At 59.9% G+C, this 17987-nt stretch carries 18 protein-coding genes; 6 read left to right on the top strand and 12 right to left on the bottom strand.

The annotated features are described in order from the left end of the window. Window positions 1-32: 32 nt before the first annotated feature. A complete protein-coding gene (gene gph, locus ACR0I0_RS15340) occupies window positions 33-692 on the bottom strand; it encodes a phosphoglycolate phosphatase (RefSeq protein WP_480492105.1) in 660 nt (219 codons plus the stop codon). Between the two features lie 206 nt (window positions 693-898). On the opposite strand from gph, the gene hemP reads away from it, so the two are divergent. Next, complete coding sequence (hemP, locus tag ACR0I0_RS15335) at window positions 899-1066, top strand: hemin uptake protein HemP (RefSeq protein WP_083445319.1); 168 nt, start codon at window positions 899-901, stop codon at window positions 1064-1066. Continuing rightward, the gene (locus ACR0I0_RS15330) at window positions 1063-1539 is read left to right on the top strand and encodes a hypothetical protein (protein WP_171228953.1); all 477 of its coding nucleotides are present in this window, start codon (window positions 1063-1065) and stop codon (window positions 1537-1539) included. The genes hemP and ACR0I0_RS15330 overlap by 4 nt, the downstream gene beginning before the upstream one ends. Window positions 1540-1589: 50 nt before the next feature. On the opposite strand, the gene ACR0I0_RS15325 is transcribed toward ACR0I0_RS15330, so the two are convergent. The 8 genes from ACR0I0_RS15325 to ACR0I0_RS15290 all read right to left on the bottom strand — a co-directional run bounded on the left by ACR0I0_RS15325 (window position 1590) and on the right by ACR0I0_RS15290 (window position 12574). Beyond that, the gene (locus ACR0I0_RS15325; RefSeq protein ID WP_480492103.1) at window positions 1590-4655 is read right to left on the bottom strand and encodes an aminotransferase class III-fold pyridoxal phosphate-dependent enzyme; all 3066 of its coding nucleotides are present in this window, start codon (window positions 4653-4655) and stop codon (window positions 1590-1592) included. A 104-nt stretch (window positions 4656-4759) separates the two neighbouring features. Next, a complete protein-coding gene (locus tag ACR0I0_RS15320) occupies window positions 4760-5632 on the bottom strand; it encodes an NAD(P)-dependent oxidoreductase (protein ID WP_171634271.1) in 873 nt (290 codons plus the stop codon). Between the two features lie 101 nt (window positions 5633-5733). Continuing rightward, window positions 5734-6123 (bottom strand): Cu(I)-responsive transcriptional regulator, encoded by a 390-nt coding sequence (gene cueR, locus ACR0I0_RS15315; RefSeq protein ID WP_171634268.1) that lies wholly within the window; start codon window positions 6121-6123, stop codon window positions 5734-5736. Continuing rightward, window positions 6120-8588, bottom strand: coding sequence for a heavy metal translocating P-type ATPase (locus ACR0I0_RS15310; RefSeq protein WP_480492101.1), 2469 nt, complete (start codon window positions 8586-8588; stop codon window positions 6120-6122). The genes cueR and ACR0I0_RS15310 overlap by 4 nt, the downstream gene beginning before the upstream one ends. An 80-nt stretch (window positions 8589-8668) precedes the next feature. Further along, window positions 8669-9433, bottom strand: coding sequence for an SDR family NAD(P)-dependent oxidoreductase (locus ACR0I0_RS15305; protein WP_171634261.1), 765 nt, complete (start codon window positions 9431-9433; stop codon window positions 8669-8671). After that, the gene (locus ACR0I0_RS15300; protein WP_171634257.1) at window positions 9430-10362 is read right to left on the bottom strand and encodes an SDR family oxidoreductase; all 933 of its coding nucleotides are present in this window, start codon (window positions 10360-10362) and stop codon (window positions 9430-9432) included. Before ACR0I0_RS15300 ends, ACR0I0_RS15305 begins: the two co-directional genes overlap by 4 nt. Beyond that, window positions 10359-11261, bottom strand: a complete 903-nt coding sequence (locus tag ACR0I0_RS15295) for a bile acid:sodium symporter family protein (protein ID WP_171722787.1) — start codon at window positions 11259-11261, stop codon at window positions 10359-10361. The genes ACR0I0_RS15300 and ACR0I0_RS15295 overlap by 4 nt, the downstream gene beginning before the upstream one ends. Then, entirely contained in the window at window positions 11258-12574 is a 1317-nt protein-coding gene (locus ACR0I0_RS15290; protein ID WP_480492099.1) for a flavin-containing monooxygenase, read from the bottom strand. The genes ACR0I0_RS15295 and ACR0I0_RS15290 overlap by 4 nt, the downstream gene beginning before the upstream one ends. A 65-nt stretch (window positions 12575-12639) precedes the next feature. Between ACR0I0_RS15290 and ACR0I0_RS15285 the strand changes: the two genes are divergently transcribed. Both ACR0I0_RS15285 and ACR0I0_RS15280 read left to right on the top strand, forming a co-directional pair. Continuing rightward, a complete protein-coding gene (locus ACR0I0_RS15285) occupies window positions 12640-13299 on the top strand; it encodes a TetR/AcrR family transcriptional regulator (protein WP_171722789.1) in 660 nt (219 codons plus the stop codon). A 256-nt stretch (window positions 13300-13555) separates the two neighbouring features. Beyond that, the gene (locus tag ACR0I0_RS15280) at window positions 13556-14251 is read left to right on the top strand and encodes a THxN family PEP-CTERM protein (RefSeq protein ID WP_209832326.1); all 696 of its coding nucleotides are present in this window, start codon (window positions 13556-13558) and stop codon (window positions 14249-14251) included. Window positions 14252-14429: 178 nt separating this feature from the next. On the opposite strand, the gene ACR0I0_RS15275 is transcribed toward ACR0I0_RS15280, so the two are convergent. Genes ACR0I0_RS15275 through ACR0I0_RS15265 form a run of 3 tightly spaced genes read right to left on the bottom strand, consistent with a single transcriptional unit; the run spans window position 14430 to window position 15739 of the window. Beyond that, window positions 14430-14591 carry a hypothetical protein gene (locus ACR0I0_RS15275; protein WP_171228943.1) on the bottom strand — a complete coding sequence of 54 codons (162 nt, stop codon included), beginning with the start codon at window positions 14589-14591 and terminating at the stop codon, window positions 14430-14432. A gap of 50 nt (window positions 14592-14641) precedes the next feature. Further along, window positions 14642-15262, bottom strand: coding sequence for a pyridoxamine 5'-phosphate oxidase family protein (locus tag ACR0I0_RS15270; RefSeq protein ID WP_171634247.1), 621 nt, complete (start codon window positions 15260-15262; stop codon window positions 14642-14644). A 12-nt stretch (window positions 15263-15274) separates the two neighbouring features. Beyond that, window positions 15275-15739, bottom strand: coding sequence for a nuclear transport factor 2 family protein (locus ACR0I0_RS15265; protein WP_171634244.1), 465 nt, complete (start codon window positions 15737-15739; stop codon window positions 15275-15277). Between the two features lie 292 nt (window positions 15740-16031). Here ACR0I0_RS15265 and ACR0I0_RS15260 point away from each other — a divergent pair, with 292 nt between their 5' ends. Together ACR0I0_RS15260 and ACR0I0_RS15255 are read left to right on the top strand one after the other, a co-directional pair. Further along, window positions 16032-16595 carry a TetR/AcrR family transcriptional regulator gene (locus ACR0I0_RS15260; protein WP_480492096.1) on the top strand — a complete coding sequence of 188 codons (564 nt, stop codon included), beginning with the start codon at window positions 16032-16034 and terminating at the stop codon, window positions 16593-16595. A 142-nt stretch (window positions 16596-16737) separates the two neighbouring features. Continuing rightward, window positions 16738-17895, top strand: a complete 1158-nt coding sequence (locus tag ACR0I0_RS15255) for an acyl-CoA dehydrogenase family protein (protein ID WP_210092708.1) — start codon at window positions 16738-16740, stop codon at window positions 17893-17895. Window positions 17896-17987: the final 92 nt, after the last annotated feature.

The raw sequence follows: 17987 nt of genomic DNA, 5'->3' as shown, positions 1-17987 counted from the left end.
GGGGTCAGTGGTCATGCGGATCGTTGCCGGTGTCAGCTTTTGATCAATTTGGCGACGAAGGCGGGCAAATCTTGTGATGCGCCATAGGCCACGGTGTGTGGAATTTCGGCGACCGGCGTCTTCCGGTATCCTTCAGTAAACAGCAAAAACGGGATCTTCGCACGCGCAGCCGTTTCCGCGTCAACTTCGCTGTCGCCGACGAACAGACGCGGGCCGGACGCCTGAAGCGCATCGAAGCTTGCGAACAGATGGTTGGGATCCGGTTTTCGCGTCGAAAGGCTGTCGCCACCCAGAACCGCGTCGAAAAACCGGGACAGGTTCAGTGCCTCCAGCACATGCCGCGCCGGTGTTTCGGGTTTGTTGGTGCAGACGCCTAGAACGCATCCCATTTGCTGCAATTTGGCCAGTGCCTCCGGGATGCCGGGGTAGGGAACGGTCGTTTCGCTTGCAGCGGAATTGTAGTGTTTGAGGGTCAGTTGGGTCAGTTCCGCATGGCGATCCAGCGGCAGCCCGCAATGCCGGATCATGCGTTCGACCAGCTTGGGTAAACCGTTGCCGACGAATCCTTTGATGATATCCGTCGCCAATGGATCATGCCCAACGTCGTTCAGCGTGCGGTTGGCCGCCGCCGCCAGATCGCCCAGGCTGTCCACCAGCGTTCCGTCCAGATCGAATACAACTGCTGCGGTCATGTTTGCTTGCCCTTCATCACCCGACCCAAGACCTAACCCGCCCTGTACCGAGGGGCAATCGCCTGTTTCAAAACCATGCTTGACAATCCTTACTAAAATAATCAGATTAAGCGGCAGGAACAGAAAGCCAACCCTTTCGGGGTCAGCCAAATCAAGTGAAACGCGATAGATATGGCACCATGCCGAAACGCTCTGGAGATGTCCCGATGAACGTACAGAACCCGACCCCAACCCAAGGTTACGCTGTCTCGATGCTTCCCGCGCACAAGGCCGAGGATCTGACCAAGGGCGGCAACCTGGCCCATATAGAACTTGGCGATCAACTCTATACCCTGCGCATCACCCGTGCAGGCAAACTGATCCTGACGAAATGAGCGCGCCTTTCAAGCGCGGCGGTGCAGCGGTTGGCCGCCTTGCCGATCTCGATCCCATCGAAGCGGGCGCCGTTATGTATCTGCGGATGTGGAGCGAAGGCGAGGGCGGTCGTGCCGACGCTGCCAGCGATTTCCAAGTCGCGCTGGGCGCGGATTGCGGGCGTGCGGCGATGCTGACTTTGGATCGTTTATGCTCTCTATGCGCCACCCATGGCCGCCGCCCCCTGATCCGGCATGGTCTTGGATGTGCATGCCTTGGCGCGGACGAGAATTGCTTTGCACAGATGATCGCGGCAGCGTCCGAAGGGGCGCGTGAAGATGCGATGATGCTGGCGTCTTTGATCGTACGTCCGGATTTTGCCCCCGCGCTGGCATCCCTGTCGGAAGAACTGGGGCTGACTCTCAGACGTATGACCGCAGGTTTCAAAATGCCGACCACCGGCCACCAGACCCCCTCGGCCGTGCTCCACTGACCCTGAGTGTGGAACGGTTGAACCCCGGCGCTGCGCCGGGGTTTTTTCGTTCAGCAGCACCCGCATCCGGCATGGTGATGGTCATGATCGCAAACAGGGGCAGGGGTAAAGTCGCCCACCTCGGACAACACATTCCGCAGCGCCCAGAGGATCATGTCAACATCCTCGGCCTCGATGGTCAGGGGCGGACGGATTTTCAGGATGTTGTCTTTGGGCCCTTCGCTGCCGATCAGGATGCGATGATCGCGCATCCGGTTTTTGACATAGCTGCAAATCTCGGTGCCTTCGCTTCCATCGGGGTTGATCAGCTCCACGCCGAGAAACAACCCCATACCCCGCACGTCGCCAACGCAACCAAAGTCGGCTTCGATCTGGCGCAGTCCCGCCATCAGACGATCCCCCATCCGGCGGGCATTGTCCTGCAACCCCTCGTCATCGACGATATCCAGCACCTCTTTGCCGATCCGGCAGGACAGGGTCGAGCCGCCAAAGGTCGAAAAGAACTCGATCCCGTTGTTGAAGCTGTCCGCGATCTCGCGGGTTGTCACCAGCACGCCCAGTGGGTGCCCGTTTCCGATTGGCTTGCCCATCACTACGATATCCGGAACCGCGCCCTGGTGTTCGAAGCCAAAGTAATACTCACCCAACCGTCCCAGACCTGTCTGCACCTCATCGGCGATGCAAACACCCCCCGCAGCACGTATTTTTTCGTAAACCGCAGGCAGATAGCCCTTGGGCGGAATGATCTGGCCGCCGACCGACGGGAAGGTTTCCGCGATGAATCCGGCCACGCCCTGTCCCCCGTTGCGAAGGGCGGCAATCGCCGGATCGACAAGATCAGCAAATTTCTGTGCCCGGTCCGCATCGTCCCGCCTGAATGACCCGCGATAGTCATCGGCAACCTCGACCAGTTCAACCCAGTCGGCTTTCCCGATGCCGCCCGGTTTGTTGAATTTGTAGGCCGAGATCGCCACCGCAGCGTTCGTGTTCCCGTGATAGCCGTGATCCGGCGTCACGATCCCCTTTGCGCCGGTATGGGCGCGGGCCAGCCGCAGGGCAAGTTCGTTTGCCTCGGTGCCCGAGTTGACGAAAAAGCAGACCTGTAGGTGATCCGGCATCTTCGACAGAATCTTGTCGGCAAATTCCACCTGTGCCGGATGCAGATAACGGGTGTTCGAATTCATCCGCTTCAGCTGATCCGCCGCCACGGCCTGAATGCGTGGATGCGCGTGCCCCACATGCGGCACGTTGTTGTAGGCGTCCAGATAGGGGCGTCCCCATTCGTCGAACAGGTGATGCTTCCAGCCGCGCACCAGCATGACCGGATCGTCATAGGTCAGGGATAGGTTGCCCCCGAAATGCGCCCGCCGTTTGTGCAGGATTTCCGCTTTGTCAGTTGGGTGATAGAACACCTTGTCATCCGGCAGGTTCAGCAACGCCGCCGGGTTCGGGCAGACCGCGTGCCACAGCTCCAGTTCGTCCGGGTCTCCGACACCGGGCCAGTCCGCTTCCATGCCATCGGTGGTCAGGGCCAGCTGGAAATGCACATGCGGGGCCCATCCGCCATTCTGGTCGGCATCGCCCAACCGCGCAAACGCGGCGCCCTGTGCCACCGGGTCGCCGGGTTTCAGCCGGTCACAGCATTCCGGATCCAGATGGCCATAGAGCGTATAGAACGGGTCGCCTTCGGGCGTTTCGTGATGCAGGATGATCACCCCGCCGTAGTCAAGGTGCTGGTCGCGGTTTTCGACCACTTCGATCCGCCCGCTCATCGGTGCATGCAGAACCGTCCCGGCAGGCGCAAACACATCCACGGCCAGATGAACCGTCCGCCTGTCCGAGGCTTTCCACGGGCCCTTGCGGAACCCCGGCTCGGCATAGATCAGGCGGGGCTCGTTATAGTAACCCAGCCACAGGTCCTGCCCGTATTCCTCGCCAACGCGCGCGGCCTCGGCCAAAGGCATGTGGAACGGGTTCCGGGGCCAGACGCAGTTTTCGACCGAAAGCGAGCCCATGGGCACATCGCCCAGGTCCTGGCCGAACATGTCGGTAAAATGCCCCCGGTGTTCCTGAAGATAGGCGTGGATGCGTTCAGCCCCATCAACCACGGGCAAGCCGCAAGCCGCCCGCAACCGCGCCGACATCAGCCCGCCATTGACTGACGTGTTCTCAAGGAACCGCCAAGCAGGCGCCTGAGAGATCGTCACATAGGGATCATCCGGATTCTCGGCCGCCATCAGGGTCGAATTGACGACCGATACGGCAAGCCGCATCCTCAGCAACGGCCAGATCAGGTCAACCTCATCCGCCCGCAGCCGGTTGGCCGCGTGATAGCCCTTTACCAACGCAGCCAGTGCCCGTTCCGGCTTGGGGTGATCCAGCACGACATACGCGCCGGCAATCGCCAGATCGCAGATGCGCGGCGCGGCGCACATGTCGCCCAGATCAATCAGGCCCGAGATCCGCCGCCGCTCGCCCAGTTCCCCTTCGACCAGAATGTTGTAGTCATTGGCGTCATTGTGGATGGCCTGTTTCGGCAGGTCCGCAAGGACATCCGCGATTGCAGTGAACCCCTCGCAGATTTCCGTCAGCAGTGCCTGCCGCGCGGGGTCAGAGATCGCGTTTAACTTGGCAGCAATCCAGCCCGCCTGCATCAGGTCCCATTTGAAACCGACCCGGTGCAACTCTTCATGCTCAAACCCTTCCAGTGCCCGGTCGGTTGCCCCCAATACGCGGCCCAGTTTCAGGATCAGCTCTTCGGATTTTGGGGCGGCCTTCGCGTAACATTGGCCCGGCAGGCACTCCAACAGCCAAATCAGCCTGCGCTGTCCTTCAGAATCGGCAATCTCGGGCAGCATTGCTCCGGTCAAATCAGGGAACACCTTGGGAAACGGCAACCCCGGTGCCTCAGAAGCGATATGCGCCAGCGCCTTGATTTGCAAATCAACCAGATCCGCATCGCATCCGGCCCGCATGGCCTTAAGCACATAATCCTGACCATTGGTGGCGTGCACCAGAAAGTTCAGATCATATTCACCATCCAACCGCGTCAAGCGGGCGTCCAGCCCCCAGAGCTGCCGCAGCGCGGCCGTCCAAAAAGCACTTAAATCGTCCATTCCCGTCTCCGCTCCGATCGCGCCGGAGCCCTCTTCATCTGGCCAAAAATATCCTCGGGGGGAATCGCGCCTTGGCGCGATGGGGGGCAGACAGCCCCCCCGCGTTACCCCAGGGCCCGCAGGCGCTTGATCAACGACGAGGTGTCCCAGCGGCCACCGCCCAGTTTCTGAACATCCTTGTAAAACTGATCGACCAGAGCGGTAACAGGCAGGGACGCACCGGTTTCATTGGCGGTATCCAGACAGATACCCAAATCTTTGCGCATCCAGTCGACGGCAAAGCCATGTTCGAACTGATCATCCAGCATGGTCTCATACCGGTTTGCCATCTGCCAGCTGCCAGCGGCGCCCTGGCTGATCACCTCGACCACGGCCCTTCCGTCCAGCCCGGCCTTCTCGGCGAAGTGCAACGCTTCGCTCAGGCCCTGAACCAACCCTGCGATGGCGATCTGGTTGCACATCTTGGTCATCTGGCCCGCGCCGCTGTCCCCGATGCGGCGGCAGATCTTCGCATAGACCTGCATCACCGGTTCAGCCGCATCATAAGCCGCCTGATCTCCGCCGCACATGATTGACAGAACACCGTTTTCGGCGCCTGCCTGGCCGCCCGAGATCGGCGCGTCCACAAAGGCGATACCCTGTGATTGGCCGGCAGCGTACAATTCCCGCGTGACCTTTGCAGAAACCGTGGTGTGGTCGACGAAAACAGCCCCGCTGGACATGCCGTGAAATGCGCCGTCCTCGCCCGTGCAAACCATGCGCAGATCGTCGTCATTGCCGACGCAGGCCATCACAAACTCGGCGCCTTCAGCCGCGTCTTTCGGGGTGGCTGCCATCGATCCGCCATGCTGCTTTACCCAGGCTTCGGCCTTGGCAGCCGTGCGGTTGTAGACAGTGACGTCATGGCCTGCGGCCTGAAGATGCCCAGCCATGGGATAGCCCATGACGCCCAGGCCAAGGAACGCGACTTTTGCCATTTTGTGATCCTCTCCGCTGTTCGGTCGGCTTCAGCGGTGCGTGCCTGGCCGAAATGTTTGGCGAAGACAAAGCAAAGCTGCGCCCAAAGGGCAACCCCAAGTCAGCCCTTCCCGCCCAGATCCTGCAGGATCGGGCAATCCGGCCTGTCATCCCCTGCGCAGGCGTCGATCAGGTGGCTCAGCGTTTCGCGCATCGCGTTCAGGTCGGCGATCTTGGCTTCGATCTGCGCCAGATGGTCCCGCGCGACCTGTTTCACATCTGCGCTGGCGCGGGTTTCATCCTCGTAAAGCGCCAGCAATGTCCGGCAATCCCCGATGGTGAATCCCAAAGCCCGGGCACGGCCCAGAAAGTTCAGCTTGTGCACATCCTGATCGCGAAATCGGCGATAGCCGTTGTCGTCGCGCAGCGGTTTGATCAGGTCGATGTCTTCATAGTACCGGATCGTCTTTGCAGGCAGGCCGGTGCGGGTGGACACATCTCCGATATTCATGCGTGCACCTCCTTGGCGGGCGGTATCGGGGTTTCCGGCACGCTGGCTTGAACGCGACGCAGACGCAGCGCGTTCGAGACAACAAAGACACTCGAAAGCGCCATCGCGCCCGCGGCCAGCGCCGGAGACAACAGATGGCCTCCGAACGGGTACAGCGCACCAGCGGCGACCGGGATCAGCAGGACATTGTAACCGAATGCCCATCCCAGGTTCTGGCGAATGTTTCGCATCGTTCTACGGCTGATCTCGGTTGCATTTGCAACCCCGCGCAGATCGCCGGACATCAGAACGACATCAGCCGTTTCGATGGCCACATCGGTGCCCGTCCCGATGGCGATGCCGATGTCAGCCGTTGCCAGCGCCGGGGCGTCGTTTATGCCGTCGCCGACGAAAGCCAGCGTTCCGAACTGGTCCCGCAAGGCGGTGATCGCATCCACCTTGCCGTCGGGCAGCACTTCGGCGGTGACGTGATCGATCCCCAGCCGATCAGCCAAGGCCTGCGCGGTGCGCGCGTTGTCTCCGGTGACCATGGCCACGGTCAGACCCATTTGGTGGAGCCGCTCCAGCGCCTCTTCGGTGCCGGGTTTGACCGGGTCGGACACAGACAACGTGGCTGCGGCCTGCCCATCCAATGCGACGAACAATGGTGTTGCCCCTTCGGCGGCGCGGGCCTCTGCCTCGCTTGCCAGGGGACCAAGGTCGATCCCGCGTTGTTGCATAAGACGGTGCGACCCGATCAACACGTTCCGGCCTTCAACCAGCCCCTGCATGCCAAGCCCGGTAAGCGACAGGACGTCCGTCGCCTGTGGCAGCGTCGCAGGCCCGGCCCGGGTGATCGCCGAAGCTATCGGGTGTTCCGACCGCGCCTCGAGGGCGGCGGCCAGCCGCACAACCTCATCCCTGTCAAACCCGTTCGCCGTCAGAACATTGTCCAGTTCCGGGCGGCCCAGTGTCAGGGTCCCGGTCTTGTCCAGCGCGATGACGCGTGCCTGCTGAAGCTGCTGCAAGGCATCGCCCTTGCGGAACAACACCCCCAGTTCGGCCGCGCGCCCGGTGCCGACCATGATCGAGGTCGGAGTGGCCAGACCCATGGCGCAGGGGCAGGCTATGATCAGCACGGAAACCCCGGCGACAAGCGCCAGCGGCAGGGCGGGGCTTGGGCCGAAGATCAGCCAGGCTGCGACGGTGATCACGGCGACCAGGATGACCGCCGGGACAAAGCGATATGTAATCCGATCGACCAGACCCTGGATCGGCAGTTTGGCCCCCTGCGCCTGCTGCACCATGCGAATGACCTGGGCCAGCACCGTGTCGCCCCCCACGCGCGTCGCCCGAACCCGCAAGGCGCCGGTGCCATTCACGGTGCCGCCGACAACAGCCGCGCCGGCTGATTTTCCAACGGGTATCGGCTCGCCCGTGATCATGCTTTCATCGACGTAAGAGGTGCCCTCGAGCACTTCGGCATCCACCGGCACGCGTTCGCCCGGGCGGATGTGCAGGATGTCGCCCACAGCAATCTCGGCGATAGGGCGGTCTTCAATCCGACCATCAACTTCGACCCGCGCGCTTTTGGGCTGAAGGCCCGCCAGTTTACGGATCGCAGCCCCGGTTTTGCCCTTGGCGCGCGCCTCCATCAGACGGCCCAGAAGGATCAGAACGACAATCACAGCCGCCGCCTCGTAATAGACGTTGGCAGTTCCCATCGGTAACGCGCCGGGGGCGAATGTGGCCACCACCGAATACAGATAGGCCGCCCCGGTTCCCAGTGCGACCAGCGCGTTCATATCCGGCGTGCCCCTCAGCAACGACGGGATGCCCTTGCGATAAAACACGCGACCGGGCCCCAGCAGCAGGGCCGTTGTCAGGGCGAACTGAATCAACTGGCTGGTCTGCGTGCCGATGGTGGCGTGTACCCAATGGTGGAAGGCGGGGATCATGTGCCCGCCCATCTCAAGAATGAACACGGGCAGGGCAAGAGCGGCCGCCAGCAGAGTGGCCCGGGTCAGCCCTGCTGTTTCAGTGTCTGCGCGATCTTCGGGTGTCGAAACGGCTTGAGGCCGCGCCGGGTAACCGGTGTCGGTGACCACCTGTGCCAGCGCCTGTGGCGATGTTGCCCCCGCGGCGTAGGTCACCGCGGCAGTTTGTGTCGCCAGATTGACCTGCGCTTCGATCACACCGGGGCTGGCCGTCAGCGCGCGCTCGATCTTGGCCACGCACGAGGCGCAGTTCATACTTTCAATGCTCAGATCCGCCCGGCTGGTCTCGGCCGGATACCCTGCCGCGTCCAACGCTTTGGTCAGCGCCAAAACCGGCCCGTCAAAAGCCACCTGTGCGGACTTGGTTGCAAAGTTGACCGAGGCCGTTTCAACCCCGGGCACATCACGCAGCGCCTCTTCAACGCGTCCCACGCAGGATGCGCATCCCATGCCCGTGATTTTCAGCTCTGTCAGTGATTTTTGCGCCATGCGACTCGCCCATGAAGTTTCCTTACCCACCAGATGGGGGTTCCAGTGACGGGAAGGTCAAGGGCCTGGGGCAGCTTTTTTTAGTGCCCCGAGCCGCGCATGTTTCGTTCCATCATGCGCTGATAGAGGCGCGGTGACAGACGGTTGAGCCACCAGGACAGGCGCGCCACGCGGCCAACCGGGATCATGGGCTGCGATTTGTCCAGCCCGCGCAGGATCGTCTCAGCGGCGGCCTCGGGGCTCATTTCGTCCATCCCGTCCTTCGCCGATCCGGGGCGCGCTGTGCCATCCGCCTGCTCTTGTGCGTTGCCGGGGTTGGTGGCCACAAAGGAGGGCGCAGCGATCAGAACGTCAACGCCATGAGGGGCTTCTTCCGAGCGCAGCGATTTGAAGAACCCCTCCAGCGCGTGTTTCGAGGCAGCATAGGCCGTCCGATGGTAAAGCGGTGCAAACCCGGCCACCGATGAGATGGCCAGATGTGTCCCCTTTGACGCCCGAACCGGGTGCAAGAAGGCGCGGGCCATTTCAACGGCCGCAAAATAGTTGATGTCAAACAGAGTTCGGTGGCTGGCCGCGTCGGACTTTTCAAAGCCCCTGATTTGCGTGACGCCGGCGTTGTAGATGACCAGATCGATACTGTCACTGGTCGCGATCACCTTTTGAGTTGCCCTGGCAAGCTGGTCGGGATCCGTTAGATCGCAGCCAACAGGCAACTGGTTCGGCCCGGTGTCCAGACCTGAAACATCGCGATCCAGCAGCACCACCCGCCACCCGCGACTTTGCAGAGCATGGCTGAGGGCCCGCCCCAAACCGCCCGCCCCGCCGGATATGACAGCCGTCTTCATAGCCCCGCTTGCTTTTGCCAGAGCGAGAATACCTGGGCGCTGGTTTTTTTCGGAGTGTAACCGAAGTCGGATTTCAGGGCGGTGTTGTCCAATACCGGTCGATATTGCAGAAATCGCACCTGTTCCGGCCCATAGCGGGACAGACCCAGCGGACGTGCAGCGGCCAAAGCCGATTTCAGCGCCCAAGCGGGCAGGCGCAGAACCGGTTTCCCCATCGCACGCGCCAGATCGGTCACGCCCATCGCGCCGTCCCCGGCGACGTTGTAAACGCCAACCGGCCCGTCGGTTGCCGCGCGCTTCAGGATGCGTGCCAGATCATGCGTCCAAATGAACACAAACGGGCTTTCGCTGCCGACGACGGCCAGCAGGCGGGGTTTGCGAAACAGGGCGGTGATCTGGTTTTCGGACCCGGCCCCCAGAACCGTGCCCACGCGCAGCACGACCTGTTCCAGATCGGGGGCGGCACTGCGAACCTCGGCCAGCATCTCTTCGACCTGCCTTTTGTGATCGGAATACGGAAACTCGGGGTTGCCGCGCAACGGATCATCCTCGCGCAGGGGCACGGGGTTGTCCGGGTGATAGCCGTAGGCTGCACCCGAGGATGTGACCACCAATCTTCGCACTCCGTTGGCAAGGGCCGCGTTCACCACCTTGCGGGTGCCCTCGACATCAACCGCATATGCCGCCGCCCGTTCCATTTTTGGCGGAGGCGTCACGATGGAGGCCAGATGCACTATGACATCAGGCTTCACGTTGGAGATCACGCGCGCGGGCGCGTCGGTCGTCACATCCAAGGGCAGATAGTGGACGTTTTCCGGCATGCTGTCGGGGCGTTTGATATCCGTTGCAAAAACATCGTGCCCCTTGAGTTCGGGCAACAGTGCCTGCCCGACCATACCGGCGGCGCCCGTGATCAGGATACGGCTCATCGCGCGGCCTCGGTTCGGGCCATGAACGACGCCAGGGCAATCCCCGAGATCGCGTGCCAGATGCCCCAGAACGCGGCCACCACGGCCATGCCGCCCAGCCCGTGAAAAAAGGCAAAGATCAGCACCAGCCCAAGGCCGGAATTCTGAATGCCGGTTTCGATGGTGATGGCGCGGCGATCGAAAGGGGACAGCCGGGTCAGAGTGGCCACAACCCAACCGCCCCCCAGCGCCAGGGCGTTGTGAAGGATCACAAGCCCGGCAACAGCCCCGGCAAAGCTGAGGAAGAACCCCCAGTTCGCGCCCAGGGCAAGTAAGATGAAAGCCGAAAAAATACCCATCGACAGGTATTGCAGCGGCGCACGCAACCGTGCGGTCAGGGCCGGGCGGCGCTGGTTCAGAGCGATGCCCAGGACCAGAGGCAGGATCAACATCAACCCGACAAGGATTGCGATTTGCACCGGGTCAATCTGGGTCTGTTGCAGGATCGCGCGTGTTGGCGGATACAACCCGCCCCAAAGCGCAATGTTGAAGGGCGTCATGAAAATCGCGCCGATGGTGGCAAAGGCGGTCATCGACACCGACAGCGCCGCATTGCCACCGGCGCGGTGCGTAATGAAGTTCGAGATATTGCCCCCCGGACAGGCTGCGACAAGGATCAGCCCAAGCGCAATAGACGGTCGAGGAGCCGTCACCCACACAAGTGCAAAAGTCAGCGCCGGCAGGACCAGGAATTGGGATACCAGCCCGACGATCACTGGCTTCGGCGCGCGCCTGAGGCGATCAAAATCCCTTGGTGTCAGATCGATCGCAATCGAGAACATCACGATCGCCAGTATCGCATTCAACAGCGTCAGAGAGGCCGGGCTGAAATTCAGCGTAATTTCGTCGATACCACTCATACGGCGGCTTTCCGCAGCCGTTCGATCCACCCGGTGACAGCCTTTCTGTAGGTGGTCTTGTCCACGTAGTAAGCCATTCGCGGCAGATCGATATAGCTCATGCCTCCGGTGGCGCGCGTATAGTCTTTTTGTTTTTTGGATTTCAGATCGGCCGCCACCGGGCAGCCCTTTTGAAGACCTTTGATATAGCGCGCCACCATTTCGGCCTGCTCGTGCCTGCCTTGCCAGCCCAGACCCGTGGCCTCGACCATGCCCAGCACAAAAAGATCGTCCCGTTCGGGGTGCATCGCGTTCAGGTACAGATGTGGAGCATCGCCCTGCCAGTTCAGCAGGCCCTGGTCGATGAACGGATAGTGCAGCTTGTATCCGGTCGCGGCGAGAATCATGTCATAGTCTGCGCGCGTGCCGTCCTTGAAATGCACGGTTTTGCCTTCCAGGCGGTTGATATCGGGGCGAATGCGCAGGTCGCCATGGCCCGCGTGATACAGGACAAGCGAATTCACCACCGGGTGGCTTTCGTAAAGCTGATAATCGGGCTTGGGAAAGCCGTATTTCTGCGGATCACCGACAAACCAACTGAGGATGAGGCTGTCCACCTTGCGCTTCAGCCACATCGGCAGGCGGAACTTGCCGCCCATCGTGTCGGCCGGTTTGCCGAAAACGTATTTCGGCACGAAGTAATAGCCGCGCCGCATCGACAGATCGCAGCGTTCTGCGTGATGGATTGCGTCAACCGCAATGTCACAGCCGGAATTGCCCGCGCCCACGACCAACACACGCTTGCCGTCGAACTGACTCGGGTACCGATATTGCGAGGCATGGATCAACTCGCCGTCAAACGTGCCGGGAAAGCTGGGCATATTCGGTTCCGACAAGGTGCCGTTTGCAATCAGAACCCCTGCGAATTCGGCCTGATGTTCACCTTGGGCGTCCCGCCAGCCAACACGCCAACCATCACCGGATTTGCCCAGCGGAGTGATCCGGGTGACTTCTGCATTGAACCTGTAGGTTTCACGCAGGCCGAAACGATCGGCAAAGGACCGGAAATAGTCGCGCATCGCTTGGTGCGAGGGGTACTCGGCCACCGCCTCATCCATCGGGAAATCCTCGAATTCGGTCATGCGCTTTGAGGAGATCAGATGCGCCGATTCATACATGGTTGATCTGGGGGCATCGATATCCCACAGACCGCCCACATCCGAATGCAATTCGAACCCCTGAAAGGCGATGCCCTGTTCCTTCAGCACCTTGGCTGCGGCCAAACCCATCGGCCCCGCCCCGATCAGGGCGAATGCGTTGCGCGTCTGTGTCATGAACCCTCCCGAAGTTCGTGACGCTTAACTTGAACGAACGACCAAAATAAGGCAAGATGAAATTCATGAGTCCAAAAAACATCGAAAAACCAAGGCAAAGAGCCCCGTCCAGGCGATCGCTTGAAACCAAGGCGCGGATCATGGATGCGGCTGAAACCGTCTTTGCCGAACGGGGATTCGAGGGTGCGTCGATCCGGGATATCGCGGCCTTGGCAGGGGTTCAGATTGGTCTTGTGCACCATCATGGTGGTGGCAAGGAGGAATTGTTTTACAAAACCGTGGCGCGGCGCGCGGACGCGCTGGCGCAACTTCGGATCGACGCGTTGAACAGGGCCAAGGCCGTCGCTCCGCTGACGCTTCACAGCATTCTGGACAGCTTTATCCGACCCTATGTGGACCTGGCAGAAACGGGTGGGCCCGGATGGATGGCATATGGGCGGTTGGTGGCCCACGTATCGGTTGACCCCAGGTGGCGCGATATCGCAGCGGAATGTTTCGACCCTACCGCCCAGCTGTTCATTACCGAGATCGCCACGCTTTACCCGGATGTCGATCCTGCGGTTTTGGCAAGTGGCCAGGTTTATTCGGTCTCGGCGATGCTGGCCCATCTCAACAGCGGATGGCGGGTCAAAGCCCTGTCGCAGGGCGGTGACGTATCAGGCATGGAGCGTCTGGTGGACTTTTGCGCCGCCGGTATCGAAGCAATGGTACGATCCGACCATTGATGAACCATCACGCGGTGCCCGGTTGCGTGTTCAATCGTTCAGTTGGCGCCTTGTATACGAAGTATCTGTTTCCAATAGTTGGACAATTGGTGCATACCAGATGATCGTGTCCTTTTCGACGCTCTTTGGGGCGTCATTCGCCTTGATTGAGGTGAAAACGTGGCGTCAATGTGGCGTTTGAGCTAGGAACATGATCCTGTTGTGCTACTCTTTCCCAGAGTGGTTTGTAACGAGTATTCATACGTAAGGTGGGCACATGACATTGATACGAAACATAGCTGCGATCGCTGTTGCAGGTGTGATGGCTGCAAGCGGTGCGTCGGCGCTGACCATTTCCAGCATCTCGCCCTCTTGGCAAAACGTAAATCCAAGTTCCGGCGTTACTGAAAGCACCTCTGGTTCTACGATTTCTCTTCGGTGGGGAAGTGGCAGCAGCTCAAGTGGTTACGATTTCACGCCAACTGGCACGCCAATTTCAGGTCTGTTGCCTGGAACGGCATTTGCTCTGGGTCAGTTCTCGCATCTGAATTTCCCGATCACTGGAACAACACTTAGCTCGGTTGACCTTCTTGTCGATATATTGATAAGCGGTGGCCCTCTGGTGTCCTCTTCGTTTGCCCTGACGCATAACGAGACATTGAATCGCCCAGCGAACTGTCCGGCGGATTCCACCCCTTGTGATGACATCGTGACCATTGCCAACAATTTGGGCTCTCAAAGCTTTAATTTCCGTGGACAAAATTATGTGTTCTCGGTCCTCGGTTTCTCTCAGGACGGCGGCAGCACCATTTCTAACGGCTTCAGCACAACGGAAAACATGCAAAACGTCGCAACGCTGTATGGGGAATACACGATTGCCCCCGTGCCGCTGCCCGCTGCTGGCTGGCTGCTTCTTGGCGGCATCAGCGGTTTGTTTGTGATGGGGCGTCGGAAAAAGCGCAGCACGGCCTGATTTGGCTTTACATGCTCTCACCATTATTGGTGGTGAGAGCAGACCCGGAACTGTGCCGACCTTTTTCGACCAGGATTTTCAGCCTGACAGCGCATGCGCCCCCTGGGTTCGACTTGATAGCTTTGGTTGGAATCGACAAGCGCGCTTGTTGGACACCTGTCGCGGTGACGCGCGGTCATCATTCTTGCTGCAAGTGTTCAAATAAAATCTTGCTGAATACCGATGGCGGCGATGTTCGTACCGCACTGGGTGAAGCGAAAAAACCGAACATGATGATCAGAATGATCAGAGCAGTACCGGCAAGGCAAGCCGCCGAGAGGTGAAAGACCGAGCGAACCATTGCGACACTCCCTTCTCTTGATATCCGTAAATTTTGTGAGGGCTGAAACGTCAACCTGACTTTGCCAATTGCTGTTTCAGCCTTTGGTTTTCCGCCTGCAACTCTGCCAACTGCTGCCCCAGCCTGTTCAGATGAGGGCGCAACTCTGCTTCGGTGAAGCGCGGCGTGATGTGGCTTGGGCAGTTCCAGTCCAACGCCTCGACGCGGATGACCACGGCCCGTTCGGCCGGTGCCTCAGCCTCTTCCGGGTAAAGGGTGGCGGCCGCTGTTTCGCCTTCCGTGAACACGACACGCCCAAGGATCTTGAGACGGCGTCGGTTGGCGTAATCCATCAGGATCATTGCAATACGATCATTGCCGTCCAGATTCCCGCGCGAGATATACTGTTTATTGCCGGAAAAATCCGCATATCCGATGGTCTGAGGGCCAAGCACCTTCAGAAACCCTGTCGGCCCGCCCCGATACTGCACATAGGGCCAGCCGGTCTCGGACACGGTGGATTGATAGAACCCGTCCCGCGCCTGAATGAACTCTTTCTCGGGGTCTCCGATCAGATGGCCTTGCCGCGGGCCACCTGCAATGAACTTGGCATAGGTTCTGGCCGATCCCATCCTTTCTTGATGGGCGCGGACTGCGGGTGTGAAGGTCAGTTCGGAAAAAGCGCGGGGCATTGGAAAATCCTTTCAAAGACCCAGTTCGGACAACCCGGGGTGGTCATGAGGGCGTTCGCCCAAGGGCCAATGGAACAGCCTGTCATCTTCGGCTATCGGAAGATCGTTGAGCGAGGCATGGCGATGTGACATGCGCCCGTCATCGGCGAACTCCCAGTTTTCATTGCCATAGGATCTGAACCACTGACCGCTGTCGTCGCGCCATTCATAGGCATAGCGTACGGCAATGCGATTTCCGGCAAAGACCCACAGTTCTTTGATCAGGCGATAATCCAGTTCCTTCCGCCATTTGCGGGTCAGAAAGGCGTGGATGTCGGCATGGCCGGACAGGAATTCAGCCCGATTCCGCCATTGACTGTCATCCGTATAGGCGGGCGTCACGCGGTCGGGATCGCGGCTGTTCCAGGCATTTTCCGCCGTGCGCACTTTTTGAGTGGCAGTTTCCAACGTGAAGGGAGGCAAGGGAGTTCTGGACATTTCGCAAAGGCTTTCAGGTGAGGGAGGCGGCAAGAAGAGCCATGGTCAGAAGGAAGGGGACGTACTGAGGTGGAAAAATGCTGGCGCGACGTTTCATCGGTCAAATCCTCGGGTGTACAGATCGGTTAATTTACAGGCAAAGTGTACCGATCTGTAAACCTTTGCAAGTGGAAATTTCATGGTGAGACAAGGCGCCTGGTAAAACTATTTCAAAACAACGCTTTGGCCTGGGGTCATTGTACTTCACGCTCCATGGTAATATGTACAGAACGGTACACCATGGAGCCGAATCATGCGCCCAAACAAACGGGATGAGTTGGTCAGCAAGGCCCTGAAGGTCTTTTACCGCGACGGGTTTCACGCAACCGGCATGGACAAGCTGGTCGTGGAAACAGGCGTGTCCAAGACGTCGATGTACAAGCATTTCCGCACCAAGGAAGACCTGATCGTTGCCGCGCTGCGCTTGCGGGATGAGAACTTTCGCGACTGGTTCTTTCAGCGCATCGACGAGATGGCGGAAACACCGGCCGAGCAGATCATCGTCAGTTTCGATGCCCTGAAAGAGTGGTTCGAAGAGGACGGGTTCCGGGGCTGCATGTTCGTCAAGGCCGGGGCCGAGTATCAGGACAAGGATCACCCGATCCATGTACAGGCCGCCGAACACAAACAGCTTTTGCTGGAACACTTCACGGCCATAGCCCAGCAGGCCGGCGCGCATGATCCTCGGAAGCTCGCGAGTCAGATCGTGTTGTTGCAAGAAGGAGCCATCGTTTCCGCCGTTCTGCTCAAGAACTGCGATCCGGCGGAAGACGCCAAGGATGCGGCCAAGCACCTTTTGGCCAAAGCACTGACTTAACCCCGCCAGCCAATAGGTATTCTCTGACATCGTAGGCCAGGGAACGTTGCGTTGTTCCGCAAAGGGACGCGGCGTCACAAGGATTGGCGTGAACCGAACACGGCGCTAGCCTTTTCCGGAAAGACCGATTGGAGGGCGTTCAATGTCACTTTTCACTTCGACTGCGGCATGGGTCACTGATGAACACCGCATGTTCGCGGATATGGCGGGTCGGTTCATGGATGACGAACTGTCGCCTAATATCGAAACCTGGGTTGAAAACGGCGTTGTGGATCGCGATTTCTGGCGCAAGGCCGGCGAAACCGGGCTGATGGCAGGTGCGGTCCCCGAAGAATATGGCGGCGTCGGCGGCGGCATGGGCTTTGACGCCATCACGGCCTACGAACAGGGCGCGCGGGGTGATGCGGGTTGGGGCTACGGCATCCAGTCGATCGTGACCCACTATCTCACCGCGTATGGCAGCGAAGATCAGAAGAAGAAGTGGTTGCCCAAACTGGCGTCGGGTGAATTGGTCGGCGCGCTGGCAATGACCGAACCCAGTACCGGTTCGGACGTGCAGGCGGTGCGGACGACTGCCGAGAAGGACGGCAACTCCTACCGGTTGAACGGGTCCAAAATCTTCATCACGAACGGACAGACTGCGGATCTGATCATCGTGGCCGCCAAGACCGACAAAACCGCTGGCGCACGCGGCGTTTCGTTGATCGTGGTGGAAACTGACGGGTGTGAAGGTTTTCGCCGGGGGCGGAACCTCAAGAAACTGGGCATGAAGGGCAATGACACTGCCGAACTGTTTTTCGAAGATGTCAAAGTGCCGATGACAAACCTGCTGGGCCCCGAGGAAGGGCAGGGATTCTATCAGCTTATGAAACAGCTGCCGTGGGAACGGCTGAATATCGCGATCATGGCGCTGGGCGCGATCGATTTCGCCATCGGCGAAACCGTGAAATACGTGCAGGAACGCAAAGCCTTCGGGCAGCGGGTGATGGATTTTCAGAATACCCGGTTCAAACTGGCGGAATGCAAGACCAAGGCCGAGGTTCTGCGCAGTTTCATCAATGATTGTATCGGGAAACTGGAAGCAGGCGAGTTGGACGCGGCAACTGCTTCGATGGCCAAATACTGGGGGTCCGAGGTGCAGAACGAGATCATGCATGAATGCCTGCAACTGTTCGGCGGCTACGGGTTCATGATGGAATACCCGATTGCGCGTCTTTACGCGGATGCCAGAGTGCAGATGATCTATGGCGGCACCAATGAGGTCATGAAAGAGCTGATCGCGCGATCGCTCGACGTCTGAGCCCACCACGCGGGCCCTCCCGCCCGTCGTCTTCATTCCTGACGGAATGACTCCTCCGGTTGGGCCCGGCAGGCCCGGGCAAAGCCCGGGCC

The sequence above is a fragment of the Ruegeria sp. AG6 genome (assembly GCF_056541565.1).
Note: the sequence above shows the minus strand (reverse complement) of the source record. Positions and strands in the feature narration are given on the sequence as shown.